Source organism: Epilithonimonas sp. JDS (assembly GCF_021261315.1).
Taxonomy (GTDB): domain Bacteria; phylum Bacteroidota; class Bacteroidia; order Flavobacteriales; family Weeksellaceae; genus Epilithonimonas.
The window spans coordinates 15,802-30,592 of sequence record NZ_JAJSAX010000008.1; the positions used below are offsets into that span (position 1 = coordinate 15,802).

Annotated in this window: 10 protein-coding genes; 5 read left to right on the plus strand and 5 right to left on the minus strand. The window is 37.7% G+C overall.

Features of this window, described 5'->3' with window-relative positions:
- The first annotated feature begins 18 nt into the window (after nt 1-18).
- The 3 genes from LUD75_RS16920 to LUD75_RS16930 all read left to right on the plus strand — a co-directional run bounded on the left by LUD75_RS16920 (nt 19) and on the right by LUD75_RS16930 (nt 4,685).
- Entirely contained in the window at nt 19-528 is a 510-nt protein-coding gene (locus LUD75_RS16920; RefSeq protein ID WP_232706992.1) for an SPOR domain-containing protein, read from the plus strand.
- Between the two features lie 116 nt (nt 529-644).
- Entirely contained in the window at nt 645-2,252 is a 1,608-nt protein-coding gene (locus LUD75_RS16925; RefSeq protein ID WP_232706993.1) for a tetratricopeptide repeat protein, read from the plus strand.
- 105 nt (nt 2,253-2,357) lie between these two features.
- A complete protein-coding gene (locus LUD75_RS16930) occupies nt 2,358-4,685 on the plus strand; it encodes a T9SS type A sorting domain-containing protein (protein ID WP_232706994.1) in 2,328 nt (775 codons plus the stop codon).
- Between the two features lie 52 nt (nt 4,686-4,737).
- Here LUD75_RS16930 and LUD75_RS16935 read toward each other — a convergent pair whose 3' ends face one another.
- The gene (locus LUD75_RS16935) at nt 4,738-6,006 is read right to left on the minus strand and encodes a DUF6080 domain-containing protein (protein WP_232706995.1); all 1,269 of its coding nucleotides are present in this window, start codon (nt 6,004-6,006) and stop codon (nt 4,738-4,740) included.
- Between the two features lie 183 nt (nt 6,007-6,189).
- Between LUD75_RS16935 and LUD75_RS16940 the strand changes: the two genes are divergently transcribed.
- Entirely contained in the window at nt 6,190-7,290 is a 1,101-nt protein-coding gene (locus tag LUD75_RS16940) for a DUF4172 domain-containing protein (RefSeq protein ID WP_232706996.1), read from the plus strand.
- Between the two features lie 7 nt (nt 7,291-7,297).
- On the opposite strand, the gene LUD75_RS16945 is transcribed toward LUD75_RS16940, so the two are convergent.
- From LUD75_RS16945 to ricT, 4 genes are read right to left on the minus strand one after another with little or no spacing between them, the layout of a single operon-like run.
- The gene (locus LUD75_RS16945; protein ID WP_232706997.1) at nt 7,298-8,833 is read right to left on the minus strand and encodes a protein adenylyltransferase SelO family protein; all 1,536 of its coding nucleotides are present in this window, start codon (nt 8,831-8,833) and stop codon (nt 7,298-7,300) included.
- Nucleotides 8,834-8,873: 40 nt separating this feature from the next.
- The gene (locus LUD75_RS16950; protein WP_232706998.1) at nt 8,874-11,231 is read right to left on the minus strand and encodes a transglycosylase domain-containing protein; all 2,358 of its coding nucleotides are present in this window, start codon (nt 11,229-11,231) and stop codon (nt 8,874-8,876) included.
- Between the two features lie 7 nt (nt 11,232-11,238).
- Complete coding sequence (locus LUD75_RS16955; RefSeq protein ID WP_232706999.1) at nt 11,239-11,700, minus strand: gliding motility lipoprotein GldH; 462 nt, start codon at nt 11,698-11,700, stop codon at nt 11,239-11,241.
- A complete protein-coding gene (gene ricT, locus LUD75_RS16960) occupies nt 11,693-13,159 on the minus strand; it encodes a regulatory iron-sulfur-containing complex subunit RicT (RefSeq protein WP_232707000.1) in 1,467 nt (488 codons plus the stop codon). The genes LUD75_RS16955 and ricT overlap by 8 nt, the downstream gene beginning before the upstream one ends.
- Nucleotides 13,160-13,538: 379 nt before the next feature.
- On the opposite strand from ricT, the gene LUD75_RS16965 reads away from it, so the two are divergent.
- Nucleotides 13,539-14,777, plus strand: coding sequence for an outer membrane protein transport protein (locus tag LUD75_RS16965; protein WP_232707001.1), 1,239 nt, complete (start codon nt 13,539-13,541; stop codon nt 14,775-14,777).
- Nucleotides 14,778-14,791 lie beyond the last annotated feature (14 nt).

Genomic DNA, 14,791 nt, shown 5'->3' on the forward strand with positions numbered 1-14,791 from the left:
GCCTAAAATAAATATTAAATGAACAATCTGCTTAAGCTTTTCATAATCGCAACGGTATTTTCTTTTTACCAAATTGATGCTCAATACATTGTGAAGAAAGACACCCTCTCCGGAACCGAGCTTTCCTTCTCTCTGGACGAACGTATAAATGATGCTTTGGAAAAAGTGGAAGGCAATTGCAACCGCTCCGGAGACAGTTCTGTAAAAGCGCCACCAAAGATTTTGGTAGCCAACAGAGAACTTACAAATGCTGAAATCTGCAGAAAAAATCCGAAGATTATGGGTTTCAAGATTCAGGTTGTTGTCGTAAAAAGCAATGAAGAAGCCTCAAGAATCAGTTCAGAATTCCGAAATAACTTCAGAAATCTGAAAGTAGAGAAAGATGCTTCGCTAAGGCCTAATTATAAAATCCTTGCCGGAAGTTACTTCTCCAAACAAAGTGCGGCAGACGATCTTCGAAACATCAAGCGCGTCTATCCATCGGCGATGGTGATTCCTTACGCTGTTTTTTGTGTCGAAGCTAAATAATAACATAAACCGGATTCAGTTCCGGTTTTTTTATGTCTTAATTCTAAAGCTTTAATTTTAATCAGATTAATAATTTAATTAATTTTACTGTGTAATCAGTTATCGCTTATTTCCGTATGAAATTTCTGTTCTCTATTATCGTTTTGCTTTCGGTGTTACAAAATGACACTTCAAAAAAGCGCTGCGAAGAGTTGATCTCGAAAGGAATAGATGCATTATATCAGAAAAAACATACCACTTCATTAGAATTATTTACAGAAGCAAGAAGTTTAGCGGAACAAAATAATTGGTATCAGCAGCAATTCATCGCCACCAATTGCATCGGGCTGAATTATTATCAAATGCTGGATTACAGCGAGGCATTGGATTATTATCTAGAAGCCTACACCATCGCTTTGAAACACCTGAACAAGGATAAAGAAATGACTGTTCTCAACAACATTGCGCTTGTTTATCTCCGGCAGGGAAAATATAAAGAATCCGAAAAGCATCAAAAAAGAGCTTACGATCTCGCAATCACAAATAAAGATACGATTGGAATCGCCTTATACGCCGGAAATCTTGCCGACCTGTACAACACGACGAAAGATCTGGACAAAGCTTCGTATTACATTTCCGTTGCGAGACCTATTGCAAAATTGGATATTCAGAGAGCGCTGGATATTGCTGAAGCCAAAAATGCAATGGAAAGGAAAGATTACACAAAAACACTTTCGATACTCAATCCATTGATTAATAAGCTGAATACACCGGAATACAACGATCATAAAGTTTCTGCTCTTTTGATTTTGTCCAAAGTCTATGAAGATCAGAAAGTTGCGGAAAAATCGCTTGCATTGATTAAACAGGCTCAGAAAGAAAATCTGAACTACAGCAATATGACGGATATTTACAACCGGTTTTCCGATAATTATTTTGCAGAAGGCGATTACCGAAAGTCGCTTCAATACAAGGATTCTGTGCTTGTGGTCAAAGATTCACTCAATGCGATTCAGAATCAGGCGATGTATCAGAATAGTGAGATTAAGCTGAAACTTCAGGATTCTCAGAAAGAACTGGTTAATGAGAAAAAATTAAAATTCTACATCATCGGATTTTGGATTGCAGTTTTGGCTTTGATTCTTTGGCTATTTCGCGGTTATTTGCTTAAAAACAGACAAAAAAGAAGACTTGCTGAGCAGAATGAGCAAATCACTGCTTTGGAACTTAAGAACAAGGAAAACTATGCTTTGCTTCTTGAAAAGCAGATTAAAGAAAAAGAAACCGATGCGTTATTAGAAAAAGAAAAACTGAAAAACGAACTCGAAAATAAAAACCGACAGCTTGCCGCCAACGCCATTCATCTGGCTCAGAAAAATGATAAAATTGAAGATTACATTCTTCGTTTGAAAGAGCGACCGGAAATGCTGACAAATCCTTTATTAGCAAAACAATTGGATCAACTGAAAGAAGTTCTCTCAAAAGAAGACAACGGCGACGATTTCCTCAACCACTTCCAGGAGATCAACAGCAAGTTCATCAAATCGCTAAAAGAAAAACATAATGATCTGACTTTAAATGACATCAGATACATTTCTTACGTCTATATGAATCTCTCTACGAAAGAGATCGCTTCTATATTCAATATCACCATTGAAGCCTGCAGAAAGCGAAAAGAAAGAATTTCCAAAAAACTGAATCTGGAAAATTCCAATGATTTATATGCGTATTTATCGAGCATATAGACAAATGTCACGTTTTTTCTTAATAAGTCCTGTTTATTCCTGTCAATTACAATAGCTGCTGCAAATACAAAAATATATTTGTGCAACAATTAATTCTAATTTGATATGAAGAAAACAACTTTTACTTTATTTTTCATCCTGTTCGTACAGCTTTACTTTTCGCAAGTGGGTTTTGCAGGAAATAAGGACTATGGAAGGATGCGGAATTTTGCTTACGACAAAACAACTCCCAACAAAATCTACGCAACCACTTATATCGGTTCGCACATAGTAGTTTCTACTGATAATGGAGCAACCTGGAATGTACTTTTCACACTTCCGGATCCGGAATGGGCACCGGCAATTCAGGAAATGCGTCTTACAAACAACGGAACCGCATTAAGTTTTATCGAATATTATGGCGGTGGGAGCACATTGAACAAGGTTGCTGTTTTCGATTTGCAATCAAAATCGATCATTAAAGAAATTAAGATTCCATTAGACGAAGCCGTTTTTTCTATTAAAAATTATTCTCTTCTTGATGATGGAAATATGACTACTGCGACCATCTTAACAAGCGGCGATCAAGACAAATTCTTTAAAACAAACAACAGCGGAGATTCCTGGACCAAAGTCTATGACGGAACCGATCACGAAAGTGTCATCTTAAATGACGCAATGATGGATCCTAAAAACCCTCAAAATCTATACATCGTGAGAAATGGCGGTGCAGGAAATGAGGACGGCGGTTTCTTCAAATCGACTGACGGCGGCGCAACGTGGACAGAAACTCTGAACGGACTTATCCTTCAGTCTATGGACATCGATCCAAATAACAGCAATGTTATCTATGTTGGGACAGGTGTTCTCTGGACTTATCTGGATCAGCACGAAGCGGTTTACAAATCGATTGACGGTGGCGCAACCTGGACAGAACAGACACAAATCACGTGGTCGGACAGTAGTTTTGGTTTGAAAAACGTTCCGAAAATTCATATTAATCCAAATAACAGCAATCACGTTTTGGTTTTGGCTGATGACAGAGTTGCCGTTACAACCAATGGCGGAACTAGCTGGACAACTACGCCACACGACGGATTGAATGATGGACATTCTTATTTTTACGGAATTGGTGCGGCTTTTAATCCTTTTAATGCTAACGAAGTGATGATTGCCAGCAACCGTTATCCGAAAATATCGACAGACAAAGGCGTTACGTTGACAAGCATCAAAAATCCATTCTTTGAAGGGATGGGAAATCTGAATATCTTCAATGACAACGGAACCGACAAATTAATGTACGGCGTTCAATATGGATATACCGTTAAGAATCTGGAAACCAATGAAGAAACACCAATCAACGTTTTCCCATTGAATGAAAGTCCGATGAGTGGCCAGATCGGATTGGTACACACAGATAAAGATTATCCGGGAAGAGTTTACACTTATGATTCTTCTTTTATGGGAAACACCATCAATGTGAGTAATGATTATGGTGTGAACAAAACGCCGATTTTTACCACTTACGATACAGGATTTACGGCAGCAGAAACAGATTCTTCCAATCCGAATATTGCGTGGCTGGCGACTTTCAACGGAGAAACTGCATCTTTGATTAAAGTAAATTTTGCAAATCCGGATGATGTTCAGATGGATTTTATGATGCTGCCTTATGATGCAGATTATATTTACGGAATCAAATCCAGTAAAACTAATCCGAATGAAGTTCTTGTAACTGTAGGCAACAGAATCTTCAAAACGACAAACGGCGGAACTGACTGGACAGAAATCACAAATGGATTACAAGATCTTACCTTACCAAACATCGCTTTGGAACTGATTCAGAATCCATTGAATATGAACCAATATACCATCGCAGCATCCAACGGGATCTACACATCTCTTGACGGTGGAAACAACTGGACTAAGATTTACAACGGAATGGTGCAGAAAGTAGAACATTCCACAAAACAGAATGGACAAATCGTGGGAATCGGCTATTCTTATCTTGACACGCTTCCAAAAGTAATGTACACAAGCAACAATGGAAATACGTGGACGGAAAAAGCATCAACCAGTTATTTTAATACGATCGTAATTGCCGGTGCAGTTCGTTTTGTTGATGATAAAAATGTGGAAGTTTATCTGACTTCACAATCTTTGGGAATTTTAAAAGATGAAATCAGCCTGGAAACATTAGGAAATTCTGATTTTGAAAATCTGAAAAACGGAATCAGTGTTTACCCGAATCCGACACAGAATTTCATTAATATAAAATTGGATAAAAACGTTTCGAAATTCAAAGCGAGTTTATATAATGCAGCAGGACAGGTTTTATTGACAACAGAAAACAGATCAAGCATCAATATTTCAAACCTTAATGATGGTGTTTACTTCCTGAAAATTGAACCGGAAAACGGGAAACCCGTAACGAAGAAAATTATCAAGAACTAATCCTTTTAATTTATATTTAAAATGCGATTCAGAAATATCTGAATCGCTTTTTTTATTGGTAATAAGTTTCTAAGAATTGATAGAATTCTGACATTCGGTAAAAATTATTGACGCCGAGATAAACGGTTAAGATCATTAAAATCCCATATAAATAAGTGATTGGCAGCGTCTTCTCTTTTAAACTGAAAAACAGCCAGCCGATCAGCAATGGAAAGACAAAAACAAAATGTCCGCCGTAAATGTAGGATGTATGAAGTCCGAATTTCAGAACACAATGAATGATGATATCAACAAAAAGTGAAATAACCAGAACCCAAACAAGCTTATTTTTATAATTTTTGAACACGCTCCAGATAATCATTAACAAAATAATTCCGATGAAAATGTAAGGAACGACGGACGAATAAACATCCATGAACAAAGCTTTGTAGTAGAATGTTTTGTCTTTGTTGTGATAATTTCTGATCTCATAATTGGAAAAGAGAATATTGCCACCGAAAAACCACGAGGAAATCATATCCCAAAGCGGCGTCACTTTCGGTTTGGAGAATTTGTCGTACTGTTCTTCTGTCTTGTTGAGGAAATTCTGGAAATTAAAATCCAGTCTCAATAAAAACAGAAAAGCAAAAACACCGATTGAAACTGCAATCTTTGAAACTGCAATTCCGATTTTTTTCCAGTTCCAGAAAATTTTCTTTTCAAACAAAAACGGAATGTAAACTTTGACGATATTGGTGATCGTGAGTCCGCCGATAAAAACCGAACCGAGGATCGTAGCGGCAAATGAAACCGTCTTTTCCTCCTGAATTTTTTTCGCTGAATAATAATTGAAAAACGAAAGGAAAAGCAAAGTGTAAGTGTAAGTTTCCGGCGTGAAAGACAAAAGAATATTCGTCACAAACAATCCGTAGAAACCTAAAATTAACAAACTGATTTTCAGCGGAAGTCTGATGATATTATTAAGATATTTGAAGATCTGAACATTCGCTAAACTGACAACCAAAGTTGACAATAGCGCCAAAACTAATCTGAAAGCCGAATTGTAATGATTCCCCGAAATCCACAACGCAAAATCCCGAATCACATCAAAGAAATAATTGGACAATGGATGTCTCTCGAAACCGCCTCCAGTCTGGACAATCGCTCTGTTATCAAAACTAAAATAACCGTCCCACGGAATTCTGTCGTCGTAGATAATACTGAAATTATCGGCAATGAACCACGCATTGGCGCCGTAAACAATCACGAAAAACAGAAAGATAAAGGTTTCAGTTTTTGTAGATGGAAAAACGATTTTCAGGAAGGATAAAATTTTGTTCAATAGTTTCAAACTTGGGATATTTTTGCAAAAATAAATCTTATCCTTAAAACTTAAGATTAATTCTGACAGGAATAGCGATCAAATAAAACTTAATTTAAATAAAAATCGTTTTGAGGCAATTAATAGCGATAATTGCCTCAAAATTTTATTACATTTGAGGCAATTAAATGTTTTTATCTCCTCATGACTTACAATTGGCAATTTCCAGATTGGGCAAATTTTACGTACGATGATTCTATATTAGACTCATTAGTTATAGATTTTGCCATTGAAACAGGCGAAATGAAAGGCTTGACGGATTCATTACCAGAGACAATTCAGCAAGAGACCATTTTGGAATTTATGATTTCTGAAGCTATCAAAACTTCGGAGATTGAGGGCGAGTTTTTCAGCAGACAAGATGTGATGTCTTCCCTTAAAAAGCAATTGGGATTTGCGGATGCTTTACCACAAATCAGAGACAAAAAAACTCAAGGTATAGCTTCTCTTATGATTGAGGTAAGAAACTTCTACAAAAATGAATTATCTGAAGCACTTCTAAAAAATTGGCATTTTTTGTTAATGAAGCATACACCTTACATTAATGCTGGAGAATACCGAGCTGGGAAAGAACCAATGCAAATTGTTTCTGGCGCGTTGGGAAGAGAAATTGTTCATTTCGAAGCACCTCCATCCAACCAAATACCAAATGAGATGTCAAATTTCATCAGATGGTACAATGGTTTTGAAGTCTCTACAAATGACATTAGGAATATTCTTCTTAAAACTGCCATATGCCATTTGTATTTCGAAACGATTCATCCTTTTGAAGATGGAAACGGAAGAATCGGCAGAGCAATCTCCGAAAAATGTCTTTCGGAATCTTTTGGAAGACCTATTTTGATGAGTCTGTCCAGCACTATCGAAAAAGATAAGAAGCAATATTACAATACATTGAAATCTGCTCAAAGATCGTTGGAAATTACCGATTGGATTTTCTATTTTTCCTCTGCAATTTTGGATGCTCAAAAACAAGCAAAGCAAACGATATGGACGACTCTCAATAAAACCAGATTTTTGGATCGGCACAAGTCCCAAATGAATGAGAGACAAATCAAAGCAATTATGAAAATTTTTGAGATTTCCGGTTTCGAAGGTGGAATGACTTCTAAAAAATATGTTTCCATTACCAAATCCTCCCGGGCTACAGCCACACGTGACTTGCAGGATTTGACAGTTAAGGGAATTTTACTGCAACAGGGAGAAGGTAGAAATGTGAGATATGACTTAAATATTGTTGTTTAAGAAATATTTACGAACTACAAGACAACTGGCTGCTTCCCGTCTGATTATCATATTTTGAAGGTCTCTTTTTGTTAAATTCTGGATATAGGTTTTCGTAAGGATTTTCCAAAGCTTTTTTCAGTTTGAAAAACATCTCATAATTTCCGTTTTCCGCATCCTGAATAGCTTCGAATAAGAGATAATTTCTAAGGATGAATTTCGGATTTGTTTTGGACATTAAATCTAAAGAATCACTTTCCGATATCTTATTTCTAAGTTTTCTCGTATGATATTTTTCGATGAAGTTCAATAATTTTTTCAACTCATTTTCATTAAGATTTCTATAAAAAGAATCTTTGAAATCGTCGGTTTTAATTTCGGAAATCGGTTTTTCAATTTGTTGGAAAAATAAGGTATAGTCTAAAGTTAAATCCTGCATCATCTGCTGCCATTCTGTGAAGAACTTTTCATCTTCTTTCAAAACCTCATCGAAACCGAATTTATCCGCTAACATTTGGTCATGTTTTACCCAAAATTGTTTCCCGAAATTGTCCAGAATTTTTTCCAAAACCTCAGCATTATCAATTAAAGGAAAAATAGCGTTCGCAAACGTCGCCAAGTTCCAATGCGAAATCTGACCTTGCTTCCCAAAAGCGTAACGTCTTCCCGGCAAATCGGTTGTGTTTGGCGTGAACTCCAGATCATAGCCGTCCATCATAGAATATGGTCCGTAATCTATCGTCAAGCCGAGAACCGACATATTATCCGTATTCATAACTCCGTGTACAAATCCGACGCGATACCAATCGATAATCATTTTCAAAGTTCTGTCGCAAATGGCTTGAAACCAATCGATGTATTTACTTGGATTATTTTCTAAGGAAACTTCGGGAAAGAAATTCTCAACCGTGTAATCTGCTAATTGTTTTAAAAGATCATCCTGTTTTCTTGCAGACAACAATTCAAAATGACCAAACCTAAGAAAAGATTCGGCAGTTCTCACCACAACTGCGCCCTGCTCCTTCTGAGGATTTCCGGAATACTGAATATCTCTAATGACATCTTCTCCGGTTTTAGCAAGACTCAAAGCTCTGGTTGTCGGAACGCCAAGATGAAACATGGCTTCACTCATTAGATATTCCCGGATCGAGGAACGTAAAACTGCTCTCCCGTCTGCGTTTCTTGAGTAAGGTGTTGCGCCCGCTCCTTTCCACTGGATTTCGGTCTGTCTGTTTCCGTTTTGGATTTCGCCAGCGTAGATTGCTCTGCCGTCGCCCAACTGCCCTGCCCAATTTCCAAACTGATGTCCGGCATAAGCTGTAGCATAAGTTTTTACGTTTTCGGGAAGATGTTGAGCAGCAAGGAAATCCTCATTATTTTCAAGCTTTCCAAGTCCAATGTCTTCTGATAATTTTTCATTAAAATCAATCAGTTCTGTTGTATCAAATTCAGCAGGTTTTACAGAGCAAAACATCACATCGGGTGTTTGTCTCTGCATCGTATTTTCTGAAAAATCGCCCGGAAATAATTGGGTGAATTTCTGAGTAATGAGATTGAGTTTCATTTGTATAAAAAACCCACATCAGAAATGTGGGTTGTATTTTTTATTTGTTAAAATCTATATCTTCTCCGGAATTAAGAGCTTCATTGGAACGATCCTCTTTCTTCACGGGTTTTTCCGGTACAATCTGAGTTGGATTTTTGAGCTCGTCTATCGACTGCAATCCGCCTTCATCACCGTAGCCATTTCTTAAATTATTAAGGTCGGAACAGCTTCCTGTCCAATTGGCAGGTTTGATGAATTTCTCATCCGGAAGGATATTCAAAGCTTTGTTTGCAAAGACTTTCTTCATAAAAATAGCCCAGATTGGAAGACCCATTTTCGCTCCCTGTCCTTCACCAGTACTGTAGAAGTGGGTTGCTCTGTCTTCCCAGCCTACCCAGACTCCGGTTGCCAGTTTCGGAACGATTCCCATAAACCAACCGTCGGAGTTGTTCTGTGTGGTTCCCGTTTTACCTGCAATCTCTGTTGTCGCAGGAATTCCACGTCTTCTGAGTTCACCAGAAGCAGTTCCGAATTCTGCCACACCTTTCATCAGATCGATCATTGTGTAGGCGTACATTTCGTTCATCACTTCTTTCACAACTGGTTTCACTTCTTTGATCACGCGTCCGTTGGCATCTTCAATTCTCCAGATCATTTCCGGTTTGGTGTAGTTTCCAAAGTTGGCAAATGTACTGTAAGCTCCCAGCATTTCGTAGATTGTAATATCTGAAGTTCCTAATGCCATTGGCAAACTAGTGGAAATATCTGTCGTTACCCCAAGATCTCTAGCCGTTTGTATTACATTTTGCGTTCCGGACATCTCTGCCAGTCGCAGTGCGACAGGGTTTTGGGATTGAGCCAATGCATTTTTCAACGTCAGCATTCCACCTCTTCCCGGAACATGATAAGATCCTTTGTTAAAACTTGCATTGGAAACTGCGGAGCAAGGCGTCATCCCAAGATGCATAATTGCTGTTGCATAAACGAAAGGTTTGAAAGTAGATCCTACCTGACGTTTCCCTTGTTTCACGTGATCGTATTGGAAATGCTGCCAGTTGATCCCTCCAACCCAAGCTTTGATATCGCCGGTTGCAGGTTCCATAGACATAAGTCCAGCCTGTGCAATCTGCTTGTGATAGCGGATAGAATCCCAAGGTGACATTTCTACTTCCTCCTCGCCCTGCCAGGTAAATCTTGACATTTTAACAGGTTTATGGAAATCCAGCATTATAGAATCCTCAGACATTCCTTCGGCCTTCAGCTGTTTGTATCTGCCAGTTCTTCGTACAGAAGACATCATCAGCTTATTAATATCCGGTTTTGAAAGGAAATAATAAGGTCTGTTTGAATTACGTCTCATTTCACCATCAAAGCTTCTCTGAAGATCTGTCAAATGCTCTTTGATCGCCTCTTCAGCATATTTTTGCATTCTGGAATCTAATGTTACATAAATCTTTAATCCATTTTTGTAAAGATTCAGCTCTTTTCCTGTTTCCTTTTCGTAAGTTTCAAGATATTGCTGAATTTCTTTTCTCAGGTAAAATTTATAATAAGAAGAAAAGCCATCCTCTACCGTTTCGATTTCGTGGAAATCTACAACAACAGGTGTTGAAACTGCTTTTTCATACGTCGAATTATCGATATAACCTGTGTCCAGCATCTGCTTCAACACAACGTCTCTACGAACTTTCGCTTTCTCAGGATTTCTGTACGGATTGTTTCGTCTTGGTGCTTCCAGCATTGCTACAAAAGTTGCAGCTTCCGGCAAAGTCAACTGGCTTGTCGATTTATTAAAATAAACTCTGGACGCCATTTCGATTCCTTTTGCATTGAAAAGAAAATCCATTTTGTTGAAGTACAAAGCAACGATTTCTTCTTTAGTATAACGTTTTTCCAAGCTCACGGCAACGCTCCACTCTTTCAGTTTCTGGAAAGCTCTTTCAATTTTGTTTTGAGATGCATTTCCGGTAAACAATAGCTTTGCAAGCTGCTGTGTAATGGTAGAACCTCCACCTCTCTCGCCTCCAAAACGGATCGCTCTCAGAATAGATTTAAGATCAATTCCCGAATGTTCTTTGAAACGCTCATCTTCTTTTGCCTGCAGTGCATACACCAAAAATGGCGGCAACTGTTTGTAAGTTACCGGTTTGGTCTTTTCCTTTTCGAATTTTCCCAAAAGTACATTATCCGAAGAATAAATCTCCGATGCAACATATATATCAGGATTTTCGAGTTCCTTCACATCCGGCATATCTCCCACAAAACCTTGGGAAACAGCAAAAAATAATCCCGAAATTCCTAAAACGACAGCAAAGAATGCGACCCAGATAATCTTGATCCATTTTCTGATGCCGGATTTTGCTTTTTTCTTGTCTGGCAGAGGAAAAGTTTTATGTTCAGTTTTCTTATTTTCCATTAATAAATTATGGCTTTAAGTTTTGAATTTTAATTCCTATATCTTCTATTCCCGGCAAAACATCTTTTCTCATCGCCTGAGTGATTTTGACAGAATATTTACCGTTTTGCGGAAATTTATAATTCAGTTTGTACTGAAAAATGATCTCTTTGGTATCTCCGAAACCCGTTCCAATCCACTCGCCGTTTGGTTTTGCCAATACAAAATTGAGCGTGTCGGTTGAGATCTTTTTTTTACTTTGTTCAATACTTGCGATCAGCCTCAGATTGCTGTAAGGATAATCATTATTATTCCGAACGACAAAAAGCAGATTTTTCTGATTCTGAGCATCATTAATGTCAAAATCAATAGTCTGGATGTCTTTCTTTTTCCATTGATTATTGATGTCATTCACAAAAACTTTTTCATTTTCGTTTTGACAAGAAATCACGGATAAAAATAATATAAAAACGACGATCGATCTAAGCATTACCTTCATTTTTCGGCGGAAATTTCTTTTTCGGTTTTTTGAACGGTTTTTTGTGCGTTTTATTATCCGCAGGCTGTCCATCTGCTGGCTGACCATTCTGACTAGCTGCTCTGTTTTCTACAGGCTTCTGCTCATTTGGTCGGTTTCTGTTATCAGATTGCCTTGGATTTTTATTCCCAGCATTTTGATTATTAGCTGGTTGAGCTTTCGTTTCTCCACCTTTATTTTCTACCGGCTTTTGATCATTCGGACGGTTTCTGTTGTCTGCCTGTCTCGGATTTTTATTATCCGATTGTGGTCTTGAAGACCGGTTGTCAGGCTGTCTAGGATTGTTTCGATCTCTATTGTTGTTGTTTGGTCGCGGTTTTTTGTTCTTCTTTTCGAAACGATCCATACTGTTTTCCTGGATCAAATCGGAAGTTACCATACGGTTTTCCACCACTTTCACATCTTCCAAAGCCTTAGACTTCTCGCCTTTTTTGTTGATGGCAATCATCTTTTGGACTTCATAAATATCGATATCAAACCAAGCCATAGAGTTTTCTACGTAGGCAAACCACATTTTCTTTTTGAAAACATCGATTTTGATGCAGAACGCTCTTCCTTTTTCAGTATTCAGAACGGTGCTGGATGATGGGAAATCTCTTAAAACATCAAGATAAGTATCTAATTCATAATTAAGACAACACTTCAGTTTTCCGCATTGTCCTGCTAATTTTTGAGGATTGATGCTCAGCTGCTGATATCTCGCTGCATTGGTGTTCACGGAACGGAAATCCGTCAGCCAGGTAGAACAGCAAAGTTCACGGCCACAAGATCCAATTCCACCGACTTTTGCAGATTCCTGACGGAAGCCGATTTGCTTCATATCAATCTTCGTCCGGAAAGTCGAAGCATATTCTTTAATCAGTACACGGAAATCAATTCGATTATCTGCTGTGTAATAAAAAGTAACTTTTGAGCCATCTCCCTGATATTCAACGTCTGTAATCTTCATTTCAAGATTTAGACCGTAAGCAATTTTACGCGCGTCTACCTTGATGGCATTTTCCTTATTTCTAAGGTCTTGCCAGGTTTCCACATCTTTTTGATTCGCAAGGCGATACACCTTTTGTATACTATCTGTGTGTACATTTTTCTTCTTCATCTGGATTTTCACCAGTTCTCCTGAAAGACTTACTACACCTATATCGTGACCCGGGCTGGATTCTACAGCAATGATACTTCCTATATGTAAAGGCAGGTTGTTGACGTTTCTATAATATAATTTACGTTCGTTTTTAAAACGGACTTCCACATATTCTGAACTTTTTGAACCCGAAGGATTAACGTCGGAAAGCCAGTCAAAAACACTTAATTTATAACTATTGCCACAAGTATCTACACTACTGCACCCACTGGCACTCTTCGTACCGCAAGAGTGGGAAGAATCGCCGGATGTTTTGCATCCACAACTCATATTTTAATTTTTTATGTCTGATTGCAAAGTTAATATAAATTTTATTTAAGCTTAACGAATATCTTTTTTAAAAATACTTTTTTGTTAATTTTAAGTTAATACACGATTAATATTGATAAATAATTAAATAACAAACGTAAAATTTGTGATATATTTAAAATGGAATCAGCCGTTTTAGTATGCTTTGTGAAGACTTGTTTAAAATTAAACTGAGTCGGAAATAAATTTTATTATTAATTTAAAAATCTATCAATCAAATAGTTAATTAACTATCGAATTCAAACAATTATTCTTAGAATAGCAATGTTTAACATTTTTTATGTTTTTTTATAATTGTTATCAAAATAATTATAAATTTGGAACATTAATAATAATCACTATGAGAAGAATTTTAATGACCATGGCGTTAACCGCCGGTGTAATGGCATACGCAGGAGGATTCCGAGTATCTCTTCAGGGCGTAAAGCAGCTAGCGATGGCTCATACCAGTGCTCACGCGGAGGATGCAAGTGTTGCATTTTTCAATCCTGCAGGTATTTCTTTTATTCCTAACAAATTAAGTGTAGCAGTGGGTGGTTTTGGCGTTTCTAACCAAATCACTTTCCAAAATACCAATACTTTGCAGCAAACAGAGACTGATAATCCGCTGGGAACACCCATCTATGCGGCAGTTGCTTACAAAGTTCTGGACAATCTTTCTTTAGGTTTCAGTTTTTCCACACCTTTTGGAAGTACAATCGAATGGCCTACAGGCTGGGAAGGTGCAGAAATGGTAGAAAAATTAGAGCTGAAAAGTTACTTCTTCCAACCAATGGTTTCTGTAAAATTAGCACCTTGGGCATCATTTGGAGCCAGCTACATCTATGCAAAAGGAAAAGTAGACTGGACAAAACGAGTAACGCAGCTTGGCGGATCTCTTAATCTTTTAGATGACGAGGCTACCGGACACGGTTTTGGATTTGGTTTCTATTTTCAGCCAGACAGCCAGTGGGACGTGAGTGTTGCCTATCGCTCTCCTGTAGATATGAAAGCGGAAAACGGAAAAGCAACTTTTAATATTTCTCAAGCATTATATCCTAATATTGGTTTGGCAGCAACTGGCGGTGTTGACACCTTCAAAGCAACGTTACCTTTGGTGGATGAAATTACAATAGGGGCAACCTACAAAGTGACTCCAAAGTGGCTGGTCTCTGCAGATTTCAATTACCACGGTTGGGAACGATACAATAAGCTGACTTTAGATTTTGCCAATGCACCTGTTGGTAATCAAGCGTCTGATCCTACTATTTTGGTAGCGCCTAAGAATTTCAAAAATGCCAAATCCATACGTGTAGGAACACAATATATGTTCACCGATATGATTGCGGGTAGATTAGGTTGGTATTATGATGAGTCTCCTTATTCTGATGAGAATTTCATCCCGGAAACTCCTTCATTTAACAATTATGTATTAACCGGAGGTATTGGACTAAAATTCAACAAATTAGGTGTAGATATTTCGGGAGCTTACGCAATGCCGGAAAGCAGAAAAGTAAACAATAAGTACAACAGTTTTTACGGACAGGCTAAAGCAGATGTATTTTACTTTGGTTTAGGATTATCTTACAACGCATTTTAAAAAATAGAATAATT

Excerpts from the sequence above, each read along its gene's own strand:
- LUD75_RS16920 (WP_232706992.1), top strand. The coding sequence starts at position 19 with ATGAACAATCTGCTTAAGCTTTTCATAATCGCAACGGTATTTTCTTTT.
- LUD75_RS16925 (WP_232706993.1), top strand. The coding sequence starts at position 645 with ATGAAATTTCTGTTCTCTATTATCGTTTTGCTTTCGGTGTTACAAAAT.
- LUD75_RS16930 (WP_232706994.1), top strand. The coding sequence starts at position 2,358 with ATGAAGAAAACAACTTTTACTTTATTTTTCATCCTGTTCGTACAGCTT.
- LUD75_RS16940 (WP_232706996.1), top strand. The coding sequence starts at position 6,190 with ATGACTTACAATTGGCAATTTCCAGATTGGGCAAATTTTACGTACGAT.
- LUD75_RS16945 (WP_232706997.1), bottom strand. The coding sequence starts at position 8,833 with ATGAAACTCAATCTCATTACTCAGAAATTCACCCAATTATTTCCGGGC.
- LUD75_RS16950 (WP_232706998.1), bottom strand. The coding sequence starts at position 11,231 with ATGGAAAATAAGAAAACTGAACATAAAACTTTTCCTCTGCCAGACAAG.
- LUD75_RS16955 (WP_232706999.1), bottom strand. The coding sequence starts at position 11,700 with ATGCTTAGATCGATCGTCGTTTTTATATTATTTTTATCCGTGATTTCT.
- ricT (WP_232707000.1), bottom strand. The coding sequence starts at position 13,159 with ATGAGTTGTGGATGCAAAACATCCGGCGATTCTTCCCACTCTTGCGGT.
- LUD75_RS16965 (WP_232707001.1), top strand. The coding sequence starts at position 13,539 with ATGAGAAGAATTTTAATGACCATGGCGTTAACCGCCGGTGTAATGGCA.